The sequence below is a fragment of the Pseudomonas sp. MIS38 genome (assembly GCF_019891575.1).
GTDB lineage: Bacteria > Pseudomonadota > Gammaproteobacteria > Pseudomonadales > Pseudomonadaceae > Aquipseudomonas > Aquipseudomonas putida_A.
Window position 1 is genome coordinate 75,917 of sequence record NZ_JAFLXF010000015.1, and the last position, 23,358, is coordinate 99,274.

24 protein-coding genes are annotated in these 23,358 nt (G+C 57.1%); 16 read left to right on the forward strand and 8 right to left on the reverse strand.

The features are described 5' to 3' along the window. Positions 1–152: 152 nt before the first annotated feature. The 7 genes from J1G18_RS17815 (at position 153) to J1G18_RS17845 (ending at position 6,385) form a co-directional block, all read left to right on the forward strand. Complete coding sequence (locus J1G18_RS17815) at positions 153–2,702, forward strand: phage tail tape measure protein (RefSeq protein ID WP_223008180.1); 2,550 nt, start codon at positions 153–155, stop codon at positions 2,700–2,702. A 9-nt stretch (positions 2,703–2,711) separates the two neighbouring features. Further along, on the forward strand, positions 2,712–3,557 hold the full coding sequence (locus tag J1G18_RS17820) for a phage tail protein (RefSeq protein ID WP_223008181.1): 846 nt from the start codon (positions 2,712–2,714) through the stop codon (positions 3,555–3,557). After that, complete coding sequence (locus J1G18_RS17825) at positions 3,532–3,738, forward strand: tail protein X (RefSeq protein ID WP_223008182.1); 207 nt, start codon at positions 3,532–3,534, stop codon at positions 3,736–3,738. Before J1G18_RS17820 ends, J1G18_RS17825 begins: the two co-directional genes overlap by 26 nt. A gap of 90 nt (positions 3,739–3,828) precedes the next feature. Further along, positions 3,829–4,152, forward strand: a complete 324-nt coding sequence (locus J1G18_RS17830) for a hypothetical protein (protein ID WP_223008183.1) — start codon at positions 3,829–3,831, stop codon at positions 4,150–4,152. Between the two features lie 59 nt (positions 4,153–4,211). Further along, the gene (locus tag J1G18_RS17835) at positions 4,212–5,261 is read left to right on the forward strand and encodes a phage late control D family protein (protein ID WP_223008184.1); all 1,050 of its coding nucleotides are present in this window, start codon (positions 4,212–4,214) and stop codon (positions 5,259–5,261) included. A 30-nt stretch (positions 5,262–5,291) separates the two neighbouring features. Continuing rightward, complete coding sequence (locus J1G18_RS17840; protein ID WP_223008185.1) at positions 5,292–5,855, forward strand: glycoside hydrolase family 19 protein; 564 nt, start codon at positions 5,292–5,294, stop codon at positions 5,853–5,855. After that, positions 5,837–6,385: a lysis system i-spanin subunit Rz gene (locus tag J1G18_RS17845; protein WP_223008186.1), complete on the forward strand. Its 549-nt coding sequence runs from the start codon at positions 5,837–5,839 to the stop codon at positions 6,383–6,385. Before J1G18_RS17840 ends, J1G18_RS17845 begins: the two co-directional genes overlap by 19 nt. Positions 6,386–6,436: 51 nt before the next feature. On the opposite strand, the gene J1G18_RS17850 is transcribed toward J1G18_RS17845, so the two are convergent. Then, positions 6,437–6,772 carry a GrlR family regulatory protein gene (locus tag J1G18_RS17850; RefSeq protein ID WP_223008187.1) on the reverse strand — a complete coding sequence of 112 codons (336 nt, stop codon included), beginning with the start codon at positions 6,770–6,772 and terminating at the stop codon, positions 6,437–6,439. Positions 6,773–7,010: 238 nt separating this feature from the next. Between J1G18_RS17850 and J1G18_RS17855 the strand changes: the two genes are divergently transcribed. Continuing rightward, on the forward strand, positions 7,011–7,805 hold the full coding sequence (locus J1G18_RS17855; RefSeq protein ID WP_223008188.1) for a DNA adenine methylase: 795 nt from the start codon (positions 7,011–7,013) through the stop codon (positions 7,803–7,805). A gap of 614 nt (positions 7,806–8,419) precedes the next feature. On the opposite strand, the gene J1G18_RS17860 is transcribed toward J1G18_RS17855, so the two are convergent. Further along, a complete protein-coding gene (locus J1G18_RS17860; protein WP_223008189.1) occupies positions 8,420–9,112 on the reverse strand; it encodes an SOS response-associated peptidase family protein in 693 nt (230 codons plus the stop codon). Between the two features lie 95 nt (positions 9,113–9,207). Here J1G18_RS17860 and J1G18_RS17865 point away from each other — a divergent pair, with 95 nt between their 5' ends. The 4 genes from J1G18_RS17865 (at position 9,208) to J1G18_RS17880 (ending at position 13,532) form a co-directional block, all read left to right on the forward strand. Continuing rightward, positions 9,208–9,633 (forward strand): LexA family protein, encoded by a 426-nt coding sequence (locus tag J1G18_RS17865; protein ID WP_223008190.1) that lies wholly within the window; start codon positions 9,208–9,210, stop codon positions 9,631–9,633. Further along, positions 9,626–10,903 (forward strand): translesion error-prone DNA polymerase V subunit UmuC, encoded by a 1,278-nt coding sequence (umuC, locus tag J1G18_RS17870; protein WP_223008191.1) that lies wholly within the window; start codon positions 9,626–9,628, stop codon positions 10,901–10,903. Before J1G18_RS17865 ends, umuC begins: the two co-directional genes overlap by 8 nt. 215 nt (positions 10,904–11,118) lie before the next feature. Then, positions 11,119–12,240 (forward strand): nucleoid-associated protein, encoded by a 1,122-nt coding sequence (locus tag J1G18_RS17875; RefSeq protein ID WP_223008192.1) that lies wholly within the window; start codon positions 11,119–11,121, stop codon positions 12,238–12,240. After that, positions 12,240–13,532 (forward strand): hypothetical protein, encoded by a 1,293-nt coding sequence (locus J1G18_RS17880; protein ID WP_223008193.1) that lies wholly within the window; start codon positions 12,240–12,242, stop codon positions 13,530–13,532. The genes J1G18_RS17875 and J1G18_RS17880 overlap by 1 nt, the downstream gene beginning before the upstream one ends. A gap of 611 nt (positions 13,533–14,143) precedes the next feature. Here J1G18_RS17880 and J1G18_RS17885 read toward each other — a convergent pair. The 4 genes from J1G18_RS17885 to J1G18_RS17900 all read right to left on the reverse strand — a co-directional run bounded on the left by J1G18_RS17885 (position 14,144) and on the right by J1G18_RS17900 (position 17,125). After that, positions 14,144–14,941, reverse strand: a complete 798-nt coding sequence (locus tag J1G18_RS17885; protein WP_223008194.1) for a hypothetical protein — start codon at positions 14,939–14,941, stop codon at positions 14,144–14,146. 510 nt (positions 14,942–15,451) lie between these two features. Further along, the gene (locus J1G18_RS17890; RefSeq protein ID WP_027613336.1) at positions 15,452–16,009 is read right to left on the reverse strand and encodes a Smr/MutS family protein; all 558 of its coding nucleotides are present in this window, start codon (positions 16,007–16,009) and stop codon (positions 15,452–15,454) included. Between the two features lie 74 nt (positions 16,010–16,083). Further along, positions 16,084–16,404: a hypothetical protein gene (locus J1G18_RS17895; protein WP_007914024.1), complete on the reverse strand. Its 321-nt coding sequence runs from the start codon at positions 16,402–16,404 to the stop codon at positions 16,084–16,086. A 130-nt stretch (positions 16,405–16,534) separates the two neighbouring features. Beyond that, positions 16,535–17,125, reverse strand: coding sequence for a cysteine hydrolase family protein (locus J1G18_RS17900; protein WP_003223193.1), 591 nt, complete (start codon positions 17,123–17,125; stop codon positions 16,535–16,537). 238 nt (positions 17,126–17,363) lie between these two features. Between J1G18_RS17900 and prmB the strand changes: the two genes are divergently transcribed. Next, a complete protein-coding gene (gene prmB, locus J1G18_RS17905) occupies positions 17,364–18,272 on the forward strand; it encodes a 50S ribosomal protein L3 N(5)-glutamine methyltransferase (RefSeq protein WP_086794742.1) in 909 nt (302 codons plus the stop codon). 159 nt (positions 18,273–18,431) lie between these two features. Here the strand turns inward: prmB and J1G18_RS17910 are convergent, their stop codons facing one another. Beyond that, positions 18,432–19,223 carry a hypothetical protein gene (locus J1G18_RS17910; RefSeq protein WP_027613334.1) on the reverse strand — a complete coding sequence of 264 codons (792 nt, stop codon included), beginning with the start codon at positions 19,221–19,223 and terminating at the stop codon, positions 18,432–18,434. A gap of 99 nt (positions 19,224–19,322) precedes the next feature. Then, complete coding sequence (locus tag J1G18_RS17915) at positions 19,323–20,276, reverse strand: alpha/beta hydrolase (RefSeq protein ID WP_135295281.1); 954 nt, start codon at positions 20,274–20,276, stop codon at positions 19,323–19,325. A 130-nt stretch (positions 20,277–20,406) separates the two neighbouring features. Between J1G18_RS17915 and aroC the strand changes: the two genes are divergently transcribed. The 3 genes from aroC to J1G18_RS17930 are packed head-to-tail and all read left to right on the forward strand — an operon-like array spanning position 20,407 to position 23,298. Further along, on the forward strand, positions 20,407–21,498 hold the full coding sequence (gene aroC, locus J1G18_RS17920; protein ID WP_097087568.1) for a chorismate synthase: 1,092 nt from the start codon (positions 20,407–20,409) through the stop codon (positions 21,496–21,498). 31 nt (positions 21,499–21,529) lie between these two features. After that, entirely contained in the window at positions 21,530–22,675 is a 1,146-nt protein-coding gene (locus tag J1G18_RS17925; RefSeq protein WP_041068869.1) for an MFS transporter, read from the forward strand. Next, on the forward strand, positions 22,672–23,298 hold the full coding sequence (locus tag J1G18_RS17930; protein WP_223008195.1) for a methylthioribulose 1-phosphate dehydratase: 627 nt from the start codon (positions 22,672–22,674) through the stop codon (positions 23,296–23,298). The genes J1G18_RS17925 and J1G18_RS17930 overlap by 4 nt, the downstream gene beginning before the upstream one ends. Positions 23,299–23,358: the final 60 nt, after the last annotated feature.

Genomic DNA, 23,358 nt, shown 5'->3' on the forward strand with positions numbered 1-23,358 from the left:
GACGGCTCTACGTTGAAGATCCTGGCCAAGCGCATGGCCAGGGAGACCGGGTTCTCGGCGGCTGAGATCACGGCCATGCCCTTCAACGAACTGGTGTGGTGGCTCTCCGACTGAGCCACCGCTCAACTCTTTCCGACGCATAAGGCACGCACATGGCGAAGAACCTCGCGCTTGGCTTTGTCATTGGCGGCGCCGTCGATCAGACGGTAGGCAAAGCGTTCAAGGACGTCGAAAGCAAGATCAAACATCTGGACTCGGTGGGCAGTAAGGCCCGAGTCCTGCAGAACACCATCGGCGACACCATGCGTCTGCGCGAAGAGTGGCGCAAGGCACACGCGACCGGCGCCGCAGGCGCAGACAAGCTGCTGGCCAAGTACGAAAAGAATCTTGAACTGCTCAAGAAACAGGGCGTCGAGGTCGGACGGCTGAGCAAGGCTTACGCGACCATGGGCCGCGTCGCCGCCGGCGCCGAACTGAAAGCGCTGGGACACCGGCAGATCGAGGAAGGCCGGTCCGGCTTGAAAAGCACCCTCGGTCAGGCCGGTGCGCTGACCGCCGCCGCAGCCATCCCGACCAAGGTCAGTGCTGACTACGGCGCGATCATTCGTGACATCGCGATCAAGGCCAACATTGCCAACTCACCGGAAGAGGCGCAGCTGTCCAGGACGGTGATCGACACTTCACGCGATACCGGCATGGCACGCAATCAGGTGGCTGAAGTGGTCAACGCCCTGGTTGGCGCCGGCATGGAGTTGGACAAGGCGTTGGCTTATGCACCGACGGCGGCCAAGTTTGCCGTGGGCCAAGGATCGGATGGCACTGAAACGGCCAAGATGATCAACGCACTGGGACAGAACGCCAAGATCACTGACCCCAAGGTGATGGAAAAAGCGCTGGAAGCCATCGCCTATCAAGGCCAGGCAGGCAGCTTTGAAGCGGTCGACATGGCCAAGTGGTTCCCCGAACTGTTGGCCGGGATGGGCAAGCTGGGCATCACCGGCATGGACTCGGTGACGCAGCTGGGCGCCATGCTTCAGGTGCAAATGAAGACCGCCGGCGGTTCGGACGAGGCGGCGAACAACCTCAAAAACTGGATGGAAAAAATCGGCTCCGGCGAGACGGTCGACGCATACAAAAAGGCCGGTATCGACTACAAGGGCTCGATGCAGACCGGTCTGCAAAACGGCATGTCCACACTGGAATCCAGCTTTGCCCTGGCGCAGAAGTACATCGAAGCGACCGATCCGAAGCGGGCTGCCGAGATGGCCAAGGCCACGGCGGCGATCAGCAAAGAGACCGACCCCGAGAAAGCCAAAGCGATGATGAAGTCGCTGGAAGAGGCTTTGCGCACCGGTGACCTGTTTGCCGACATGCAGGTGAAAGCGGCTCTGACCGCGTACATGCAGAATAAAGATCTGTACAACCAGCTGAAAAAGGATTCGGCCGGTGCCACCGGGATCCTCGACAAGAACCTCGCTGAGCGTCGACAAACCTCGGCGCAAAAATGGTCCGAGATGGCGCAGTCCATGGATGACGCCATGCGCAGCATTGGCGATGCGATCCGGCCGGTTACCGACGCAGTGGCTGACGGCATCAACAACGTCAGCCGCAAGCTATCTGGCTTCGCCGATGAGTTTCCACGGGTCACGCTCGGCATTGGTACGGCCGTGGCTGGGCTGGTCGCACTCAAGGGCGCCGTCAGCGCTTTCAAGGTCGGCAAGGGGTTGATGAACCTCGGGCGCGGCACGCTGATGGGCAACCCGAACATCCCGCAAAAAGTGATCGTCACCAACCTGCCGGGTGCCGGCGGTGGATTGGATGCCGGTGATCTGGATGGCGGCGAAGGCAAGAAGGACAAAGGCGGGAAGGACGGGAAGGCCGGCGAAGGCAAGAAGAGCAAAGGCAGCCGTGGCGGCGGTCACGAAGGCGGCGGTCGCGGTGCCAAGATCGCCGAAGGCGTCAAGGGCCCGGCGTTCTTCGCGGTGGTTGACGCCGGCTTCAAAGCCTACGACACCTACGAAAATGCGGTGACTCAGGACGAAAAGGCCGAAGGTTACGGCGAGGCAGCAGGTGGGCTGGCCGGCACTTTGGCCGGTGCAGCTGCAGGCGCCGCCATCGGGTCGGCCGTGCCGATCATTGGCAACATCGTCGGCGGCATGATCGGCGGTTATCTCGGTTACATGGGCGGCGATGCGGCGGGAGGTTTTCTGGGAAAAAAACTGTTCGGTACCGACGAGTCGCTCAAGCGTGTACCGGACGCCGGGCCATTGATGATGGCCGATGCCGGGAAAAACCTGCCGCCGGTGATGGGTGACATCGCCCGGTCATTCGCACCGAAATCCGCCACCGGCCCGCTTGCGCCGGGTGCAACACCACCTGCAGTGCCTACGATCAGCAAGTTGCTCCCTGAGCGCCCAGCCGACGCTGCAGCGCTGGGCGATGTCGCCCGCTCGTTGACCACGCCTGCCAGCGCTCCGATTCCACCACCTCTGCTGGCCGCGCCGATCCCGGCACCCCGATCCGAAACACCGAAGGTCGAACAACGGGTCGAGATCTCTGCGCCGCTGCACATTACCGTACAGGGCGATGCCAAGGATCCGGCACAGATGGCGCGGGAGCTGCAGCCCTTCATTGCGCAGCAGATGCAGCAGGCCACGCAGCAGCTGCAGAACCGCAAACTCTACGATGAACCGCATGTGTAAGGAGGACTGATGGCCTACATGGAACAGCTGCAGTCAGGGCTCAAGCAACTGGCTGCAGCGGGGGAGACCGGACGGCGTAGCCTCGACGGCATGATGGGGCCGGTCAACGGTGCGATTAGCGAGATCAGCGGCGCCGCCTCGGAGCTGGAAGGCATTCCGATTGTCGGTCCGGCAGTCGGTGAAAAACTGCAGCGCGTGATGCGCGGGGTAAACGCCGCCCAGGCCAAGGTTGGTCAGGTGGTGGCCACCTACAACAAAGCCACGCGTGCCGTGTCGCAAATCGATGAGCGCATGGGCCAACTGAAGGAGCAAGCCGCCCGAGCGTCGACCGCTATCAACAAGATCGCCGGGAAGGTCAGCCCATCGCTGGGGAACATCCTGCCAACCGGATCGCTGGCTGGGGATGCGACGCCGGTACCGGAAGCAGTGAAGCCGTTTCCGCACCTGCTGATCGTACAGCCGCTGGATCCCAAAGCGGTGCCGTATTACTTCAACCTGGATACCGCCGCCTTCGACGAGCTGCGGCGCTCGACCGAATACCGCTGGGCTTCACAGGAACGCCTAACTCGCCGACCGGCGCAACAGGCGGTGGGCATCGGTGAGGAAAAGATTACCCTTAAGGGCGCGATCTTTCCCGGCTTCAAAGGCGGCATCAAGCAGCTGGACACCCTGCGCAGCCTGGGCGCCCAGCTCCTGCCCCTGACGCTGACCACCGGCTATGGCGACGTGCTCGGCACCTGGTGCTTGAAGAGCGTCGAAGAAGAACAAAGCGCGCTGCTGCAGGGTGGTATCCCGCGCAAGCAGGCGTTCACTTTGGAGTTTGTGCGTTATGGCGATGACCTGCAGAACGTCTGACGGGGATCTGCTCGACACCCTGTGTTACCACGCCTATGGGCATCTGAACGGAGCGGTCGAGGCGGTGCTGGATGCTAATCAGGGCCTGGCCGACGAGCCGCAACCTTACCGCGCCGGGATCGTGATCGAGCTGCCTGATCTGCCGGCGCCCGACGACAGTGAGGTGATGCTGTGGGGGTGAGTTCGATGTCGAGCTCGGTTTAGCAGGGTTTGCCCTGCCCGTCGGGCGCCGATAAGCTTGTCATTTTTGCGAATGACTAAGGCGCTCCTCATGGAAAGATCAACAGAGTTAAGGAAAGTAAAACGCAGCATTTGGGGGGAGCTCAACTACAGGCTGAACTGGATCATCTTCGGCACCATCGGTGCGATCTTTCTGGCCTTTATTCCTGTACTCGGGTGGCTCCTCGCTATTGGGGTGATGGGAGCAGTGCTCTTCAAAACTTTCGGTTTTCGAGAAACCCAGCTCGTCGGCAGCTGCCCAGCATGCACCAAATCGCTGCCGGTTGATCCTAAGAACGACGTGTTTGCCTGTCCCGTCTGTAACAGCGTTATTGCTGTGGGAGAGGACAGCCTGACCATCGTCAAGATCGACTGACCAGCAGAAAGTAGAAACCACTGAGCCCGCCTTGTGCGGGCTTTTTATTGGACGAAACAATGACCCCAATCTTTCGTGTCGTGGCCGACGGCGCCGACATCACCCAGCGGATCAATGACCGCCTCCTGCAGCTGAAAACCACAGATAAACCCGGCATGGAGTCCGACGAGTTCGAGCTGCGTATCGATGACCGCGACGGTGCGGTGGTTCTGCCCTCGCGTGGGGCCAGCATCGAGATCTACCTGGGCTACGCAGAAACCAGACTGACCCGCATCGGCCGCTACGTCGTTGATGAGATCGAGCTGTCCGGCCCGCCGGACACATTGGTGATCACCGGCAAGGCCAGCGACATGCGTGGCAGCGGCAAGACCACTCGCAGCGGCAGTTGGGAAAACGTGCCGTTGTCGCGGATCGTCGCCGACGTCGCCGCTCGCAACGGATGGCAGGCGGTCTGCCCAGTGCAGACCAAGGTGCCCCGCGCCGATCAGCTCAACGAATCGGACTTCAATTTCATCACGCGTCTGGCCAAGCAGTACGACTGCACGGCCAAGGTGGCCGATGGCAAGCTGTTGGTGATGCCACGTCAGGGCGGGGAGAGCGCATCGGGCAAAGCGCTGGGAACAGTGACTATCCATCGTCGGGACGTCAGCCGCTTTCAGTTCAGGCTTGGTGACCGCAACACCCACAAAGCCGTGTCGGCCAAGCACCAGGACAAGAAGACCGGCAAGCTCGCCGTGGTCACTCTCGACAACGACGAATCACCAGACGGCTTGCCGCCGGTGCACACCGACCGGCACATCTACCCGAACAAGTCAGCCGCCGAAGCTGCTGCCCAAGCCCGCCTCACTGCATTCAATCGATCCACGGCCGGCGTCCGGCTGGAGATGGCAGGGCGCACCGACCTGTTTGCCGAACGATCGATCAACGCCCAGGGCTTTAAGGTCGGACTCGACGGCGAGTACCTGGTCGACTCCGTGGAGCAGGTGTTCACACAGGCTGGTTGGAGCACGACGGTCGAGTGCAATGGCGGCAAGAAGGGCAAGGCGAAAGCCAAAGGCAAGAAGAAAAAGCCGGCGAAGGATCTGAAGATTGTTCAGATCAAGCAGTAGCGCCGAAGTCCCACAACCGAGGAGAACTCCATGTCACTGACAGAGCAACAACTGCAACGCATCATGCCCAACGCCCGCCGCCAAGCGGGCGTTTTTGTTTCTGCGCTCAATGCCGCGATGATCCGCCGGCAGATCAACACACCGCAACGCCAAGCTGCGTTTCTCGCCCAGGTCGGACACGAATCCGGCGAGCTGAATTACGTGCGCGAACTGGGCGGCGACCAGTACCTGAGCAAGTATGACACCGGGACTCTGGCCGCACGGCTGGGCAACACGCCCGAGGCCGACGGCGATGGCCAGCGCTACCGTGGCCGTGGGCTGATTCAGATCACCGGCCACAACAACTACCTGCGCTGCAGCTTGGCGCTGTTCGGCGATGAGCGTTTGTTGCGCACGCCTGAGCTGCTGGAACTGCCGCAGTGGGCCGCCGAGTCGGCCGCGTGGTTCTGGTGGGTTCGTGAGCTGAATGCTCTGGCGGATCGACACGAGTTCGAAGCGATCACCCGCAAGATCAACGGCGGCCTGAATGGTCTGCAGGATCGCTTGCAGTTGTGGGAGCGGGCGAGGGCGGTGCTATGCGCCTCGGCGAACTGATCCCGGAGCCGCATCGGTTGTTTGTCAAAGCCGCACTGCTGGCCACTTTGGTCGGCGGATCCGCTGCCATCACCTGGCAAGTGCAGGATTGGCGCTACGGCAAACAGCTCGCCGAGCAGGCTCGCCTCCACACCGAAACGCTCAATCAAATGGCCCTGGCCTCCGCCGCGCAACAGCGCGCCGAACAAGATAAACGCCTCGCGCTTGAGCAGCGCCTGGCTACCAGTGAACAAACCCACTACCGAGCCTTGACCGATGTCCAACGTAATCAAGATCGCCTGCGTGACCGTCTTGCCACTGCTGATCTGCGCCTGTCAGTCCTACTCGACGCCACCACCAATGCCGGCAACGGATCGGTGCCAACCTCCGCCACCACCGGCAGCATGGTTCATGGTTCCACAAGAGCCGAACTTGACCCAGCGCATGCTCAACGAATTATCGGCGTCACCGACGACGGCAACCGGGGATTGATCGCTCTGGCCGCGTGTCAAGATTACGCACGAGAGGTATCGCGGAAGAGGGAGAGGTAGGAGCTGACTGCAGGTTCGAGGTCGAAACCTTCAGCTCCCCGAGAGCACTTGCTACACAGCTGGCAAGAGTTTCCTACCGGTCAAAGCTAAGCGAATACTCGAGTTGCCGGCAACGGTTCCACTTAGGGAAAGAGTGCCGGTCTCGTAGTTAATCTCACCGCTGGCGTCGAGCGTGTAGTTGTCGATTCCAGTGACGCTCGTGTTCCCATCCTTCCATTTGGAAACCTGAAACGGCCCGGAAAACCTACCAGAGGTTTGAGGTACATGGCCCTGGTACAAAAAATTTGCATCCCCCCCATTCACGGCCCCGTCCTTGATGACCACAACGCCGGATCCGCTATCTGGAAGGTTCGTTTCAAACTCTACCGAAAAAATTCCGTTCGACATCTCGATGCTCCTGTGTGATGGCCAATTGAGACTAGGTCACTCAAGAGAATTAGCAAGGAGAAGGATTCCCTACATATCAATCGTCGTAAAAAGAGCGGCCGGTCCAGATGCGCCAACATCCGGATCGACCGCCGTCCCTGCAGATTGTCCCTGCAAGTCCAGCCAAGGCTCTTGCTCCGTGCACAAAGCGCGGCGAGCCTAGCACCTGTTTATCCATACAGTAAAGGTCTTGCTTTTTATGTCTACACCCATCATCCCTTGGATGGGCGGTAAACGCCGCCTGGCCGACCGCCTACTTCCGCTTTTTCCGCCTCACGAATGCTACGTCGAAGTCTTTGCCGGCGGTGCCGCGCTCTACTTCATGAAGCCCCAGCCATCGCCCGTGGAAGTCCTCAACGACATCAACGGCGACCTGGTCACGCTTTACCGCGTCGTGCAGAACCACCTCGAAGAGTTCGTGCGCCAGTTCAAATGGGCGCTCAGTTCGCGACAGGTGTTCGAATGGCAGAAGATGACCCGCCCCGAAACTCTCACCGACATCCAGCGCGCCGCCCGATTCTTCTACCTGCAGCACCATGCCTTCGCTGGCAAGGTCTCCGGGCAGACTTTCGGCACGGCGACCACCGCCCCGGCCATCAACCTGCTGCGCATCGAGGAAAACCTCTCGGCCGCGTGGCAACGCCTGTCCGGCACCTACGTCGAAAACCTCCCCTGGCTTGAATGCGCTGAACGCTACGACCGTGCCCACACGTTCCACTACATGGATCCGCCTTACTGGCAGACCGCCGGCTATGGCGTCGACTTTCCGTTCGAGAACTACGAACGGATGGCCGATTTCATGCGCCGCTGCAAAGGCAAAGTGATGGTCAGCATCAACGACCACCCGGACATCCGTCGCGTATTCGAAGGCTTTTACTTCGAGACTCTGGACATTCGTTACACCACAACCAACCAGCGCCAGGGGAAGGCCGATATCAGCGGCGAGCTGGTGATCATGAACTGGGAGCCGGCAGCGCTGGGCGGATTGTTCTGATCACCATGGCGCGAACCCTGGGCATCCGATGCCCCACAGCTGCAACAGCTCGGTGAGTTTGATAAGAAACTCGACAGTCGCCATCAGAAGAATCAGAGCATTCATTTTTATTCTCGCAAAGAAACATGCCGCGCTTATGGGCGCGGTAGCGGAAAGGGGGTAGGACGATCTGTTTTTAAACTAGATGTTTATTGCGGTATTCGTCAATGGTTGATCGAAATTAATTACATCTGCTGCTGCGACTCCACACGGGGAAGTTGTAGTAGGGCTGAATGTGTATGTGCCCGCAACACCTTCTTGGTACTAGGGCTAAGGGTGTATATGGCGGCCGAGGATTAGGGCAATGGATGTATGTCCCAAGCTGGTATTGGGCAATGGGTGTATATGACTGAGCTGACCGACTTCCCGGATTCGTCCTACACCTGTTTATTACACGAAAAGTGGAAATTACGTACATACATATGTAAGTAAGGTGTGCTCTTTTTCCGGTTGTGGGGGAGCGAAGTGCTTGTTATCACTGGCTTCGCAAGTGTTCGCCACGTCTAAACAGTTAATCTGTTATTTACACGAAAGTTGTAAATCATGCTGCAAGTCATCAACGTGCGTAGAGTCGGTTAGCCCGGCGTTGGATTCACCGGGGCGATGAGCGCAGCCCCTTGGTTGCGAACATTGCCAATCGCTCGATCCACCTTGAACCATTCAAATACATCTGTCGGTTCACCTTGGTGAAGCGCTATTTCCTCGGCGCGCTCTTTGGGTGTGGCTGGATCTAGCCACTCACGCGCTAGCTCGGGTGAAAGCGCTACTGGCCGCCTATCATGGATATCCACCATCCCCCCAGCACTGTCGGCGGTGATGATCACGAAGCCATCATGCTCGGTGGGTTGTCGCCCAACGCTTGGATATTGGCCGATTGCAGCACACAGAATGGGCGCACGGTCCTGGCGACGGATCAAATACGGCTGCTTTTTTGACCCGCCTTCGTCCACCCACTCAAACCAGTTGTTGATCGCGACAATCGCTCGATGCGGCCAGATCGCACGGAAAAACGGGCCATGCGCTACTTTCTCTACTCGAGCATTGATGGGGGCTGCACGATCTTTCGCCCAATGCGGCCGCCATCCCCAGCGGACCATATCTGCATGCAGAAACCCCTCCTCCTGGTGAAAGAGCGCAAGCTGTGTGGTGGGAGCTGCGTTGTAGCGTTCGAGCGGTAGATCCCCGATGTGGTTGACGAGGGCATTGGGCATGCTCAAGGCGGCAACGAAGTCGTGAATGCCACTGTACTGCGAGAGTCGTCCGCACATTGCCTGCCCGCCTATCTGATATTTCCTACAAAAATTGACCGCAAGGCTTTCAGAAAGTTAACTGTATATTCGTACAGTATTGGAAGTCGTGCGTTATGAGTTACTCAATTCTAGGTCTCATCAGTGAGGGCGGCTCGAAGGTGCCGCTGTGTCTCTTCCGCGTACCGGCCGGATTTCCATCGCCGGCCGCAGACCACATCGAAGCGCAGATCTCGTTGGATGAAGTGCTGAACATTCGTGCGCCACACGTCTACCTGGTGTCGCTCACTGGTGAAAGCATGCAAGGCGCCGGGATCTATGAGGGAGACCTGGCCATTGTCGATCGATCAATAGAGCCGGCCCACGGTCACATCGTCATTGCGTTGTTGAACAATGAACCCGTGTGCAAGCGTCTGTGCATTCGCGGTAGAGAAGTCATCCTGATGTCGGAAAACCCTAAATATCCGCCGCGATACGTCCTTGAAGGTGACGAACTGGCGATCTGGGGTGTGATCACCAGTAGCGTGCGCAGCCATGTCTAAGGCGCCGCCGGTATACGGCCTGATCGATTGCAACAGCTTCTACGCCAGCTGTGAACGTGTGTTCCGACCAGACCTGGCCAAAGTGCCCATCGTGGTGCTGTCGAACAACGACGGCTGCGTCATCGCCCGCAGCTACGACGCGAAGCCCTACGTGAAAATGGGCGAGCCGTACTTCCAGATCAAACACAAACTCAAGCAACACGGCATTGTCCCGTTCTCCTCGAACTACGCGCTGTACGGTGACATGAGTGAACGTGTCATGACCTTGATCGAGTCCATGGTGCCAGCCGTCGAGGTCTACAGCATCGACGAAGCCTTCGTCGACCTCACCGGCATCAACGACGTGGACGGCCTCGGCCGCAAGATCCGCAGCCAGGTCCTTCGCTGCACGGGCATTCCGGTCGGCGTCGGCATCGCGCACACCAAGACCCTGGCCAAGCTGGCCAACCACACTGCCAAACGCCTGCAGGCGCAAACCGGTGGCGTCGTGAACATCTGCGACCCGATCAAGCGCGACTGGGTGCTACGCAACACGGACGTGGCAGAGGTCTGGGGAGTGGGGCGGCGCATGAAACTGCACCTGGATGGTATGGGCATCAAGACTGCGATGGATCTGGCCAAGGCAGATGCCTGGACGCTACGGAAAAACTTCAGCGTGGTAATCGAGAAAACCTCCCGAGAGCTGGCTGGCACTGCATGCCTTGAATTGGACGAGCCGGATCCGCCCAAGCAGGAGATCTGTTGCAGCCGGATGTTCGGCAAGCGCCTCACAGAGCTGGCACCGATCAGAGAGGCCGTCGCCACTTACGTGATGCGCGCCTCGGAAAAACTGCGGGCCCAGAACTCACTGTGTAAGAAAATCCGCGTCAGCATTCGCACCGGCATGTTCAATCCGAATGAGGTCAAGTACGCAAACGGAGTCCTCGTCGAGCTGCCATATCCCACAGATGATGTGCGTCTGCTGACAAAGGCAGCTGTCGACGCTGTCGAGCGCGTATTCCGGCCTGGATTCAAGTACAGCAAGGCAGAGGTGATGCTCGTCAACCTTTGTCAGCGAAGTGAATTCACCGAGGATCTATTTGCCACCACGCAGTCGGCCGAGGCGACGAAGCTGATGACGGTGCTGGATAAGATCAACGAGAGGTGGGGTAGGGGAACACTGCGGTCTGCGGGTGTGCCGATCAGTCCCGATTGGTCAATGCGGCGCGAAATGATGAGTCAAAGCTTCACCACTCGGTTGGATCAGCTGTGGATAGTTCGTTGCGCATAATTCGTGAGGTCCATCAGTCGAGGCGGGGCGGATCGGAGCATGCCGTGGTCGCGTGGAAGCGACACGCGCGTTTTTACGAGGTCCATGCTGTACTCAACTACAGTATCCAATGCGTTTGTTTTTGTTTGTAGATTCAAATCTTGAGTCAAATTGCCATCATGGGTTAGATTCAGAGCAGTCAGGGATCAAAAAAATTAATACAATAAGGATCGGAAATGGAAACGAAAGTCAATTTTGCTGTTGTCCATGAGCTGGTCAAGGAACAGCATAAAGATATTCAGGATTCTGATATACGTGATGTTGTACTGGGTAAAGACAAGCCTGCTGTTAGCAAGTTAATACTCGGGGCGACTTCAATTTATGGTAAGAAAAATAACGCTGCACATTATGGTACCTTTGCGAAAAACACAGAGAGTGAGTTTCCAGCAGACTTTAGTGCTTATTCTAAGTTAGTGCCTGATGTGAATAATTTTTTGGAAGTCACTCGTTCAGCAATGGGGGAACTGCACAGTGCGGCGGACAAAAAGCCAGCCTCTTCGGGGGGGTATATTCTTTTTGTCGATTATGAAACAGCTCAGAGTAGATTTTTATTGATAACAATGCTTAAAAAAAGGGATGGCCTTAGGCTTAATGAAAACCTTGAGCCGGAGGAACTGATTGAGTTGGATTTGAATAGCTTGTATCACGCAGCTCGAATTAATTTTCAGAAATACAATGAGCACCTCTTGGCTGATGAAGTCGCAAAGCAAGAGCTTAATTACCTCAGTTTTCTTAGTCACAGTGCAGCACGTTCCGCAGCTGGGTATTTTGTCACTGCCCTTGGCTGTGCTGTGGGTACTGCTTCAGCAGCAGCCACTGATAACCTTATAAAGGAAAGTGTTAAGTTTTTTCGTGATCGTCCTAATTTGCGTGAAAATAGTATTTCCTTTAAGGATGACTTGCTAAGATATTTGGAGAAGCAGCGAGATTTAGGATTTTCCGTAAAGCTTTCTGAGGTGGAAAAGATTGCTCGTGACTATTTTCCGGCGGAGTTGGAAGGCCAGGCAGATGAGCTTGCCTATGAATTTACTGGGCACCTTAATAGTGATGCGATTGGGGTGCCAGTAGAATTTCCCCTAAATAAGGGCATTTTGAATAAATATACTCACGTGGTCTATAAGGCTGATAATTGGCAGCTGAAATTCGATAGAAATTCACTCGGTGAGGGAGTTGATGCGGAAATTAGGTTTGAAGAGGCGCAGCGTAGATTGGTTATCAATAATTTATCTAAAGAAGCAGTCGCGATAATTCGACAGGCCATCGCAGATAAGACCATCGATCCGGAAGTAGAAGAATAATGTCCGCTGTCTTGGAGTTTGTTGGCGCCTATAGGAAGTTAGGTTGCCCACGTACGTGGCGAAGTAATACTTTCACATTTGAATGTTTTGAGTTTGATGAGGTTGTCAGTGAGTCGATCACATTACTTCGTGATTCTAAAGCGGGGCGGATGGTTGAGTTTGTAATAGATGGATATGATTTTTCGCTTGGGAAATTCACTCCTGCGACAAAATGGACTTCATTGAATTTTACTTTTACTTTGGATGCTTCAGGTGAAGTACCTGTATTCAAGGATCTAGAAGATCTAATGAATAGGTCGAAGAGTTTTGTTAGAGTACCGCTTCCACCTCATTTTTATTTGGTCGATGATGATATTCTTTCCTCTGAAGAGCCCATTGATGAAAGGGTGAAAGCTCTTCAGGGCATCTGCAAGCTCATGATGTATTTGGCGGAACTTGCTCACTATCATGACGGGAAAGAAGTAAGCGATGACTATAAGCTGGTTTTTGTAACTGATGAGGCTAATAAAGAGCAAAAAGCTATAACTCTTAATCCGTACTTGGATAAGGAGTTATTGTCGTGTGAAATTGGTCTTGATCTTCTAAATAGTCTTCAAGAACATAATGTCGATTCAAACCCGAATCTCGTGAAAGAGCGTTCAATCTTTCGGTCAACTCTTATAGAGTTTTTGTCTGGGTATTCGGAAGGTAAGGAACGATTTAGAATTCTTGTCGTGAATTGGGCTGGTTTTCGGGCTTTATACGAAAATAATCTGTCGGTATATCTGAGTGGGTTTTCATTTCACAAGGCTAAGCAAGAGGTGGCAGTTGCTCAATTGACTGTTGCAGATCAAATGTCTAAAGTTGTGAGTGATATAAGCGGTAAGATACTAAGTGTGCCGATTTCATTAGTGGCTGTTATTGCGTTAATTAAGGCTGATGGGGTTCTTGAACAATCAATTTTGGTTTTGGGTATCACGCTAACCTCTGCATTGCTGGCAGAAACATTGGCTGCGCAAAAGCTTCAGTATGAACGTGTAAGACATTCTCGCATCATGATGTTTTCGGTTCATGAAAAAAACATACTTCAGTACCCAAAGGATCTGCGTGTTTTTCTTAAAGAAGTTATTGACGGGCTCAGCGCAAATGAGTCGAAGCTAAAAAAATCACTGCGCACGCTTAGGGTTATATCTTGGTTGCCTGCAGTGGTTGCGATTACATTGCATAGTTTGATGTACAAGGTTGAATTGTTTTCAGCATTCGCGAATGTTGCTAAGCTTTTAATTTTGGTCTGCAATTATAGATCGTGTTGATTTTCCTCTATACGGTTTAAAGTGCACTAAAGTGTTTAACTGGTATCAAGTCCTCTTAACGTTGAGCCGGTTTTTTCAAAGGGCTCGAGGGTGATGGCTTAGCTGATGCTACGTCGTATCATTCAACATGTACGAAAATTACCAGAGTCGACCATGGTGGCCAGTAATCATGGAGTGCTTAAAAATTGCTACAAAGCAATGTCCTCCAGGCGGTTCAACCCATCAGGCCGGGCAGATTGTGGACTAGTACGACCAATCCATCATCGGAGCCAGGCTGCGGCCGCTTTCGTCCAATAGCTGACGTTCGCCCTAGAGCTGTTTTTACGAAATTTTATTGTTATACCGATTCACCGTCGATTCGCACTGTGGCCTTTCCAGCGTCATCGTACGGAATGCTCACCTCAACCACCTTCCCGGTTTCCGTAGCGACTTTGATTACTAATCGATGAGGTGGTGCGGCGAAGTCATCGGTAAAGAGGACATGTACAGCCTCCTTGCACGAATCTCCTTTCGCTACTGGCCAATACGCGGACCCATCTACTGCCGGTAAATACACATCAATGTTGGACATTATATTTTTCCTAATTAATGGATGCGCAATCTATCGTAGCTCATAACGCCCATTCCGCCAGTTGTTCAGCATTAAGAATCAAATTATCCACGATAGGTATGAGAATCTTGTCTCCCGCCACAATTGTGAAGCTAAATCGATATTCCTTCTCTGCCATGAAAGAGGGGGGTTTCACAAACGCCATATCCCAGATTTTGCGCATGAACTGATCTGCTGTGAACAGGCTGGTATCTGAAATATGAATCTCACGACCAATGTAAGACACTGGTTCATGCCGACAGTGAACCGACAGGTTCGCTAGTGGGATGCATGGATCAACTATGTGATTACCTGAATCACGCCCGGAGGTAATGCGGTCCCGTAGCAGGACTGAAAGTGCTATTCCTAATTTATGCGCTTTTGTTGCAGTCATATACCAACAGTCATCGTAGTTGGGAAATAATCCTACAGCGTCTCGCATCTTCCTAACTTGGGACATGCAAAAAATGAATCCATTTAGCGCTTCTCGTTGAACGCTTGCACTGGAATTTCGTACTCTGATGATATGTTCGTTGCCGCCGACCATCTCAAGATTATGAATAGCTGCGCTCATCGCTCCCGGAATCCTCGGGTGATGCTCATCGTCACCTAAGCCGATTGCTCCTTGAAACATGAGACTGAACCAGGTCCTTTCAATCTCAACGATTCCGTCAAATTTCAGTAAAAAAGAGTACTTGCCTTCACCGCTATCGACAATCTGAGCGCTTTCGATTTTTCTATACTCATATAGAGTGCCCAGCTTTATAGTTTTTCTAGTTTTCAGGTTGTCCTTTATAAAACAGTTCTTTGCGAGAAGCATTTATATTCCTATTTTTATTCGTGAGGGGGGCGAGCACCTACCCCCACATCCATCCTGCGAGGGCTCTTTGATATTATAGGATTCAGCTATGTTCGCAGTATGTCTATAGAAACTGCTTTTATTGACGTCGGCGTCAGTCTCTTCCAGGGGGCGTCTACTGCCCCTTCACGACCGACCGCTTCTGGCCGGAAGCCGCCATTCGATTTACGGTCAGGCTATCGTTCAACAATGAAAAAAGCCCCGCATCGTTTCGAGCGATGCGGGGCTTGTTCCATGTATGTGGGATCTAAATGCCGTACCAATTTCTGTACCAATAACCGTGTTTTAGCACGAAATTCTGAGTTTTCCTCGGTGCTAAGCCCCTGATTTCATTGCCCCTGAGAACCTACTCCCACCCCCTAAACATGGCGGTGTAATTCTGTTCCAGGGACATGAAACTACCTGTGGGGATTTTCGCAAAGGGCAAGGGTACGGTGGCGGACACAACCCTGCAAGTTCGGTGTAACGCGATTATTCGTCGCGGCCTTCCATCATGGTGCGTTTGAGCATCACGTACACCGCGCCGGCACCGCCGTGTTTCGCCTGGCACGAGCAGAAACCGAGCACTTGCGGATGCTGACGCAGCCAGGTGTTGACGTGGCTTTTGATCATCGGCCGCTTGCCGTCCAGGCGCACGGCCTTGCCGTGGGTGACGCGCACGCAGCGGATTTCGAATTTGGTCGCCTCGGCGAGAAACGCCCAGAGGGTCTCGCGGGCTTTTTCGACGTTCATGCCGTGCAGGTCGAGGCTGCCTTCGAACGGGATCTGGCCGATCTTGAGCTTGCGCATCTGGCTTTCCTGCACCCCGTCGCGGGCCCACATCAACTCGTCTTCGGGGCCGACGTCGATCACGAACTGATCGGACAGGCCATCCACGGTGGTGGTGTCGGTGCGCACGGTGGCGGACTGGCGCAGTTTGGCGATCTGCGCGCGGTCAGCCTTGGGTTTGCCAGTGTCGGCGCGGTCGTGCTTGATCGGCTTGACGCCTTGGATCGCACTTTTGAACAGGGAAAAATCGTCGTCTTGCATGTCAGCCTCCGCGAAGGGCGGCCAGTTTACCCAAGTCGAAACAAAACGGCCCGGCAAAAAGCCAGGCCGTGCAGTCAGTCGTGTTTTTTCATCAGGTGCGGGGACATGTTCAGCTCCCGCGATTGCCTGGCGCGACGCCGGCATCGACGCCACAGCGCCACGCCGAAATACAGGAACAACAAGCCGACCGCGAGAATGATCGCCGAACCCATCGGCGTGGCATTCAAATCGCCGAGCGCCGGCGGGCGCCCCAGCAGGCTGGCGGCACCGGCCATCGCCAGCAGCACACCGAACGTCGCCAGAATGGCGGCGATCGCTGCGCCGAATCGAAAACGCCAGTTGCTTTGGCCTTTGGGCCGCAAGCGGCGTGCGTCAAATCCATCGGATAACTTCATTCCGACCTTCCTCAATGGGTATCGGCCCTTCGACCGGGAGTTGACCGGGTTGTTCCTGAGGCTAAGGCAATTGAAGCAAATGCGAGGCTTTTGCGGATGAGCGGCGTGCTGAGCCGCTCATCAGAGCAGATCAGATCAGATCTTGAGTCAGGGCGAGGGTGGCGAAGTTGTCGGCCATGATCGCCATTTCCGCTTCCTGCACCACGGCGGCGCTGAGCACGCGGCCCTTGAACGGCAGGTCACGGGTGGCGCAGGCGTCTTCGACCAGGGTGCAACGGAAGCCCAGGTTCTTCGCCGCGCGCACGGTGGTGCTGACGCTGGAGTGGCTCATGAAACCGCAGACGATCAGGTCCAGCGAGCCAAGATTCTGCAAACGGTCGAGCAGTTCGGTGCCGTGGAACGCGCTCGGCAGCAGTTTGCCGATGATGGTTTCGTCACCTTGTGGCTCAAGGCCGGGGATGAATTCGCCGCGTTCGCCCTGCGGGTCGAACAGGCCACCGACGGTGCCGAGATGACGCACGTGCACGATCGGCCGACCGGCTGCACGGGCCGCGGCGACCAGTTGTTTGATGTTCGCGACGGCCGCGTCCATGCCGCTCAGGGCCAGCGGGCCACTGAGGTACTCTTTCTGGGCATCGATGATGACCACGGTGGCATGGCTCAGTGTGGCCGCTGCGTAACCGCGGCCGCTGAGTTGAAACATCGTTTTTGGAACGGACATTCGGGGCTCCTTGGGGTGGGGCTTTTGCGGCATTGTCCTCTGGCTGAGCGGTTCTGTGAACCGCTACCATCGTAGGCAGCGTCGTTACTGGCCTGCAGCCTTGTCAAGTTACACGTTCTGTTCAATAGCTGATGCAAAAAACAGAAAAGTCCTACTGTCGGCCGCGAATGTTTCCCGCGTCGTCGTGACGCGTTTTGGCTGGTAGAATCGCCAGTCGTTTTTTCTGGAGTTCTGCCCCGTGATCACTTCCCGACTTCGTACCCTGCGCGACCACATCCGTTGGGCCGTCAGCCGCTTCCATGGGGAGGATCTGTTTTTCGGCCATGGCACCGACAACGCCTGGGATGAAGCCCGGCAGTTGGTGCTCGGTGCCTTGCACCTGCCGTGGGAGATCGCCGACAGCTACCTCGATTGTGCGCTGGAAGACGACGAACTGGTCAACCTGCAACGCCTGCTCAAGCGCCGCATTGAAGAGCGCATCCCGACGGCGTACCTGCTGGGCGAGGCGTGGTTCTGCGGCATGTCGTTCATCGTCGATGAGCGCGTGCTGATCCCGCGTTCACCGATCGGCGAGCTGATCGAAAACCGCTTCGCACCGTGGATCGGCGACGAGCCGGCACGCATCCTCGACCTGTGCACCGGCTCGGGCTGCATCGGGATCGCCTGCGCCTACGAGTTCCAGAACGCTGAAGTGGTGCTGGCCGATCTGTCGTTCGAAGCGCTGGAAGTGGCCAACCAGAACATCGAGCGCCATGGCGTCGATGAGCGTGTGTACACCGTGCAGGGCGATGGTTTCGATGGCCTGCCGGGGCAGCGTTTCGACCTGATCGTGTCGAACCCGCCGTACGTTGATGCCGAAGATTTCGCCGACATGCCGGACGAATACCAGCACGAACCGGAGCTGGGCCTGGCCTGCGGAGATGACGGTCTGAACCTGGTACGGCGGATGCTCGCCGAAGCGGCGGATCACCTGACCGAGAAGGGGCTATTGATCGTTGAGGTGGGCAACAGCCAGGTGCACGTCGAAGCGCTGTACCCGGAAGTCGATTTTGCCTGGCTCGAATTCGAGCGCGGCGGGCATGGTGTGTTCATGCTGACGGCGGAGCAGTGCCGCGATCATCAGGCCTTGTTCGCTTCCCGCGTCTGACCTGACTGACTTTTGTGGCGAGGGAGCTTGCTCCCGCTGGTCTGCGAAGCAGACCCAAAATATGCAATGACGGTGCACCAGACATACCGCATGTGCATGTTTTACGACTGCTTCGCAGTCCAGCGGGAGCAAGCTCCCTCGCCACAGGTCAGTGTTGATCTAGCGGTGCGTAGCAATCCAGATCAACAATCCTGCCTGAAACACCGCAAACGCCACCAGACAGGTAATGGTAAAGCGCAATCCAGCGTCTTCACGCTTGAACTTGCTGACCTTGTCTTCCTGCTTCTTCAGCTTCACTTCCTGCTCGGCGAGGTTCTGCTCGGCCTGTTGCAGCATCTGCGCTGCTTCGAGAATCTCGACGATCTGCAGCTTCTCGCTGTTCCAGTCGCCCAACAGGTCACCGACCTGTACCTCTTTGACGCTGCCCTTCAAATGCTGGGCATCGGCGTACACCACATCAAAACCGTGCACACGCAAGAAGTGATCGCGACGCAGGCGGGTGTCTTCGTTCAGCGCGTCCTTGTTGTTCAGGTCCATGCCGTCGACGGTGTAGGCGGGCCAGCGTTTTTTCGCCCAATTGATGCCTTGTGCAGCCATGAAACGACCGATACCACGGTTCAACGGTTCGATCTGCAAACCGCTGTCGGGGCCGAAGTGCACACGTTTGCTGGTGTGATTGACCCACACATCCAGATGGTTCTGCTCTTTGCGCACGCGCTGACCGGGCAGTTTGATCGCCATGCGCATCAGGCTGTGTTCTTTGCTGTTGCGCTCGGCATAGCCGAACTCGACAAAGCGCAACGGCCGGCCACCGGTGTGACGGTCAGTCTGCAACGGCGCCAGGCGGAGCATCTTGTGGTGCTCGACGCTGACGTCCGCCCATGGCAGCTCGACCGCTGGCGGTGCGTCTTTTTCAGCGGTGGTGTCGGGTGAAGTCGGGGTATCAGTCATAACGGCGAGATCCTGTCCAAGCCCTGCTTGTCGCCAGCCGATACGCTGGCGACAAAGGCTTATCGGCCGTTTTTTGCAGGACTGGAGGGCAAACTACGGTTAACGGTTGCGAATGCCGTCAATAAATTCGATGAGTTTGCCGCCCAGTTCCGCCGCCAGTGGCAAATTGGGGTCCTTATACGAGGCCAATTGCCGCTTCACATCGGCGGGGACGATGCGCATGACGTGGTTCATGCCGTCGATCACCACCAGTTCGGCGTCGGGCTTGGCGGCTTTCAGCGCCTGCGCATCGCCGACGCCGACCTGCATGTCGTTGCTGCCCTGGACGATCAGCGCCGGCATCTTCAGTTGTGCAAAGGCCTTGGCCGGGTCCTGGCGAAACAGCGAAATCAGGTACGGCTGCACGCTCGGGCGGAAGATCGGTTGCAGTGGCGCCGGCACGTTGTCATCGGTGTGACCGGCCTTGAGGCTGTCGAGCAGTTCATTACTGCGCAGCATCAACGGTGGCGGCAGGCTACGGGCTAGTTGTTCGCGGATTACCTGATCCACCGGGCGCGCGCTGCCGGACAGCGAAATCAGCGCAGCGGCGTCGGCACGCGGAGCGGCGAGGGTGGCAATCAGTGCACCTTCGCTGTGACCGAGCAGAATCAACGGGCCGAAACGCGGGTCGTTTTTCAGCTTCTGGCTCCACGCCACGGCGTCGTCGACGTAGCCTTCCACCGACAGATTGCGCTCGTCAGGTGTGGCCGGCCGGCTCGCAGCCACCCCGCGCTTGTCGTAGCGCACGCTGGCGATGTTGTGTTTGGCCAGCACCCAGGCCAGCCGCTTGAGGCTGTCATTGCGCCCGCCATCGGGGTTATTGCCGTCACGATCTGTAGGACCGGAGCCGGCAAGGATCAGGACAACCGGCACTGGGTTGTCGGATTTTGGCAGCAACAGCGAGCCGAAAAGTTCACCGCTCCCGGTATCCAGAGAGATCGGGCGCTGCAGGACAGTCGCGTGGGCAAAACCGGTAAACAGGGTAAGACTCAAGATCAGAACTCGCAGCATCATCACGCCATCATTCGCCAAGGTGCCGGTTGGACTCACCAACACCACTAAGGTTCGAGGATGAACTACTCGGTTAGCCTGCGTATACTGGCGCGCATCACGAATTCGGGTTTGATTTCACGGAGCGTCCTGCATGTCCGGCAATACCTACGGCAAGTTGTTCACTGTCACCACCGCTGGCGAGAGCCATGGTCCGGCGTTGGTCGCCATTGTCGACGGCTGCCCGCCGGGCCTGGAGATCTCCCTCGAAGACCTGCAGCGCGACCTCGATCGGCGCAAGCCAGGCACCAGCCGCCACACCACCCAGCGTCAGGAAGCCGATGAAGTCGAAATCCTTTCCGGCGTGTTCGAGGGCCGCACCACCGGTTGCTCGATCGGCCTGCTGATCCGCAACACCGACCAGAAGTCCAAGGACTACTCGGCGATCAAGGATCTGTTCCGCCCGGCGCACGCCGACTACACCTACCACCACAAATACGGCGAGCGCGACTACCGTGGTGGCGGTCGCAGCTCGGCGCGGGAAACCGCGATGCGTGTCGCGGCAGGTGCGATTGCCAAAAAGTATCTGGCCAGCCAGGGCATCGTCATCCGTGGCTACATGAGCCAGCTCGGCCCGATCGAAATCCCGTTCAAGACCTGGGATTCAGTGGAAGAGAACGCGTTCTTCAGCCCGGATCCGGACAAGGTCCCGGAACTGGAAGCCTACATGGACCAGTTGCGCCGCGATCAGGACTCGGTCGGGGCGAAGATCACCGTAGTCGCCGAAGGCGTGATGCCGGGCCTCGGCGAGCCGATTTTCGACCGCCTCGACGCTGAACTGGCGCATGCGCTGATGAGCATCAACGCGGTGAAAGGCGTGGAAATCGGCGCCGGTTTCGCCTGCGTCGCCCAGCGCGGCACCGAGCATCGCGATGAACTGACCCCGCAAGGTTTCCTCAGCAACAATGCTGGCGGCATTCTCGGTGGCATCTCGTCCGGTCAGCCGATCGTCGCGCATCTGGCACTGAAGCCGACGTCGAGCATCACCACCCCGGGCCGTTCGATCGACATCCACGGCAACCCGGTGGACGTGATCACCAAGGGCCGTCACGACCCGTGCGTCGGCATCCGCGCCACGCCGATTGCCGAAGCGATGATGGCCATCGTGCTGATGGATCACCTGCTGCGTCATCGTGGGCAGAACGCCGACGTGCGCGTCAGCACCCCGGTGCTGGGTCAGCTTTGATGGTTGATCGCCAAGCCGTCGCGGCCTGACCGTGGCGGCGCTCCCTTACTGGCGGCTGTCCAGTTTCTATCTGTTCTATTTCGCCTTGCTCGGTTCGACAGCGCCATTTCTGGCGCTGTACTTCGATCACCTCGGGTTCAGTGCTGCGCGAATCGGCGAGCTGGTGGCGATCCCGATGCTGATGCGCTGTGTGGCGCCGAACATCTGGGGCTGGCTCGGCGACTACACCGGCAAACGCCTGGCCATCGTGCGCTTCGGTGCGGTGTGTACGCTGCTGACGTTCTCGCTGATTTTCGTCAGCAAGACCTACGCCTGGCTGGCGATGGTCATGGCGTTGCACGCGTTCTTCTGGCATGCGGTGTTGCCGCAGTTCGAAGTCATCACCCTCGCGCATTTGCAGGGGCAAACCGCGCGCTACAGCCAGATTCGCCTGTGGGGCTCGATCGGTTTCATCATCACCGTGGTCGCGCTGGGCCGTTTGTTCGAATGGCTGAGCCTCGACATCTACCCGGCGGCGCTGGTGCTGATCATGGCCGGCATCGTCCTCAGCAGCCTGTGGGTGCCGAACGCGCAGCCGCCGCAAGGTAATCGGCCGAGCGGGGAGGGATTTCTCAAGCAGCTGCGCAGCCCCGGTGTGCTGGCGTTTTACGCCTGTGTCGCGCTGATGCAGATGAGCCACGGCCCGTATTACACCTTTCTGACCTTGCACCTTGAACGCCTCGGTTACACACGCGGCACAATCGGCATGCTCTGGGCCGTGGGCGTGGTCGCCGAGGTGCTGATGTTCATGGCGATGAGCCGGATTCTCGTGCGCTTTTCATTGCGTCGGGTGCTGATGGCGAGTTTTCTGCTGGCGGCGCTGCGCTGGTTGCTGCTAGGTTCGTTCGCCGAATTCCTCTGGGTACTATTGTTGGCCCAGGTGCTGCACGCGGCGACCTTCGGCAGCTTTCATGCGGCTGCCATCGCGTTCGTGCAACGTAGCTTCGGTGCGCGTCAGCAAGGTCAGGGGCAGGCGCTGTACGCGGCGCTGGCCGGCACCGGTGGCGCGCTGGGCGCGTTGTATTCCGGTTACAGCTGGAATGCCCTCGGTGCGACATTGACCTTTAGTATTGCCAGTCTCGCGGCGCTCGCTGCTGCCGTTATCATTGCCACACGTATGCAAGAGGACAGGCCATGAGCCTTACGCGTGAACAGCTCGCCCAGCAGATCGTCGATGCCGGGCGTTTTCTTTATGGTCGCGGCTGGTCGCCGGCCACCAGCAGCAATTACTCGACGCGCCTGTCGCCGAGCCAAGCGCTGCTGACCGTGTCGGGCAAGCACAAGGGCCAATTGGGCCTGGACGACGTGCTCGCCACGGATTTGTCCGGCAACAGCCTGGAACCGGGCAAAAAGCCCTCAGCCGAAACCCTGCTCCACACTCAGCTCTACAGCTGGCGCGCGGAAATCGGTGCGGTGCTGCACACCCACTCGGTGAACGCCACGGTGCTGTCGCGCCTGACGCCGCAAGACTTTATCGAGTTCGAAGACTACGAACTGCAAAAAGCCTTCAGCGGCATCTCCACCCACGAATCGCGGGTGCGCGTGCCGATTTTCGACAACGATCAGGACATTGCGCGCCTCGCCGCCAAGGTGCAGCCTTGGCTCGACGCCCATCCCGATTGCGTCGGTTATCTGATTCGCGGCCACGGCCTCTACACCTGGGGCGCGCAGATGAGCGATGCCCTGCGGCAGATCGAGGCCTTCGAATTTCTGTTTGAATGCGAGTTGAAAACCCGCAGCGTCATGAACCGCCAAGGCTGACTTCACCCGAAGCCGCCCATTTGCCTGATCAAATGCACTGCCCGACCGGTCTGCAAGAGC

Excerpts from the sequence above, each read along its gene's own strand:
- J1G18_RS17815 (WP_223008180.1), top strand. The coding sequence starts at position 153 with ATGGCGAAGAACCTCGCGCTTGGCTTTGTCATTGGCGGCGCCGTCGAT.
- J1G18_RS17820 (WP_223008181.1), top strand. The coding sequence starts at position 2,712 with ATGGCCTACATGGAACAGCTGCAGTCAGGGCTCAAGCAACTGGCTGCA.
- J1G18_RS17825 (WP_223008182.1), top strand. The coding sequence starts at position 3,532 with ATGGCGATGACCTGCAGAACGTCTGACGGGGATCTGCTCGACACCCTG.
- J1G18_RS17830 (WP_223008183.1), top strand. The coding sequence starts at position 3,829 with ATGGAAAGATCAACAGAGTTAAGGAAAGTAAAACGCAGCATTTGGGGG.
- J1G18_RS17835 (WP_223008184.1), top strand. The coding sequence starts at position 4,212 with ATGACCCCAATCTTTCGTGTCGTGGCCGACGGCGCCGACATCACCCAG.
- J1G18_RS17840 (WP_223008185.1), top strand. The coding sequence starts at position 5,292 with ATGTCACTGACAGAGCAACAACTGCAACGCATCATGCCCAACGCCCGC.
- J1G18_RS17845 (WP_223008186.1), top strand. The coding sequence starts at position 5,837 with ATGCGCCTCGGCGAACTGATCCCGGAGCCGCATCGGTTGTTTGTCAAA.
- J1G18_RS17850 (WP_223008187.1), bottom strand. The coding sequence starts at position 6,772 with ATGTCGAACGGAATTTTTTCGGTAGAGTTTGAAACGAACCTTCCAGAT.
- J1G18_RS17855 (WP_223008188.1), top strand. The coding sequence starts at position 7,011 with ATGTCTACACCCATCATCCCTTGGATGGGCGGTAAACGCCGCCTGGCC.
- J1G18_RS17860 (WP_223008189.1), bottom strand. The coding sequence starts at position 9,112 with ATGTGCGGACGACTCTCGCAGTACAGTGGCATTCACGACTTCGTTGCC.
- J1G18_RS17865 (WP_223008190.1), top strand. The coding sequence starts at position 9,208 with ATGAGTTACTCAATTCTAGGTCTCATCAGTGAGGGCGGCTCGAAGGTG.
- umuC (WP_223008191.1), top strand. The coding sequence starts at position 9,626 with ATGTCTAAGGCGCCGCCGGTATACGGCCTGATCGATTGCAACAGCTTC.
- J1G18_RS17875 (WP_223008192.1), top strand. The coding sequence starts at position 11,119 with ATGGAAACGAAAGTCAATTTTGCTGTTGTCCATGAGCTGGTCAAGGAA.
- J1G18_RS17880 (WP_223008193.1), top strand. The coding sequence starts at position 12,240 with ATGTCCGCTGTCTTGGAGTTTGTTGGCGCCTATAGGAAGTTAGGTTGC.
- J1G18_RS17885 (WP_223008194.1), bottom strand. The coding sequence starts at position 14,941 with ATGCTTCTCGCAAAGAACTGTTTTATAAAGGACAACCTGAAAACTAGA.
- J1G18_RS17890 (WP_027613336.1), bottom strand. The coding sequence starts at position 16,009 with ATGCAAGACGACGATTTTTCCCTGTTCAAAAGTGCGATCCAAGGCGTC.
- J1G18_RS17895 (WP_007914024.1), bottom strand. The coding sequence starts at position 16,404 with ATGAAGTTATCCGATGGATTTGACGCACGCCGCTTGCGGCCCAAAGGC.
- J1G18_RS17900 (WP_003223193.1), bottom strand. The coding sequence starts at position 17,125 with ATGTCCGTTCCAAAAACGATGTTTCAACTCAGCGGCCGCGGTTACGCA.
- J1G18_RS17910 (WP_027613334.1), bottom strand. The coding sequence starts at position 19,223 with ATGACTGATACCCCGACTTCACCCGACACCACCGCTGAAAAAGACGCA.
- J1G18_RS17915 (WP_135295281.1), bottom strand. The coding sequence starts at position 20,276 with ATGATGCTGCGAGTTCTGATCTTGAGTCTTACCCTGTTTACCGGTTTT.
- aroC (WP_097087568.1), top strand. The coding sequence starts at position 20,407 with ATGTCCGGCAATACCTACGGCAAGTTGTTCACTGTCACCACCGCTGGC.
- J1G18_RS17930 (WP_223008195.1), top strand. The coding sequence starts at position 22,672 with ATGAGCCTTACGCGTGAACAGCTCGCCCAGCAGATCGTCGATGCCGGG.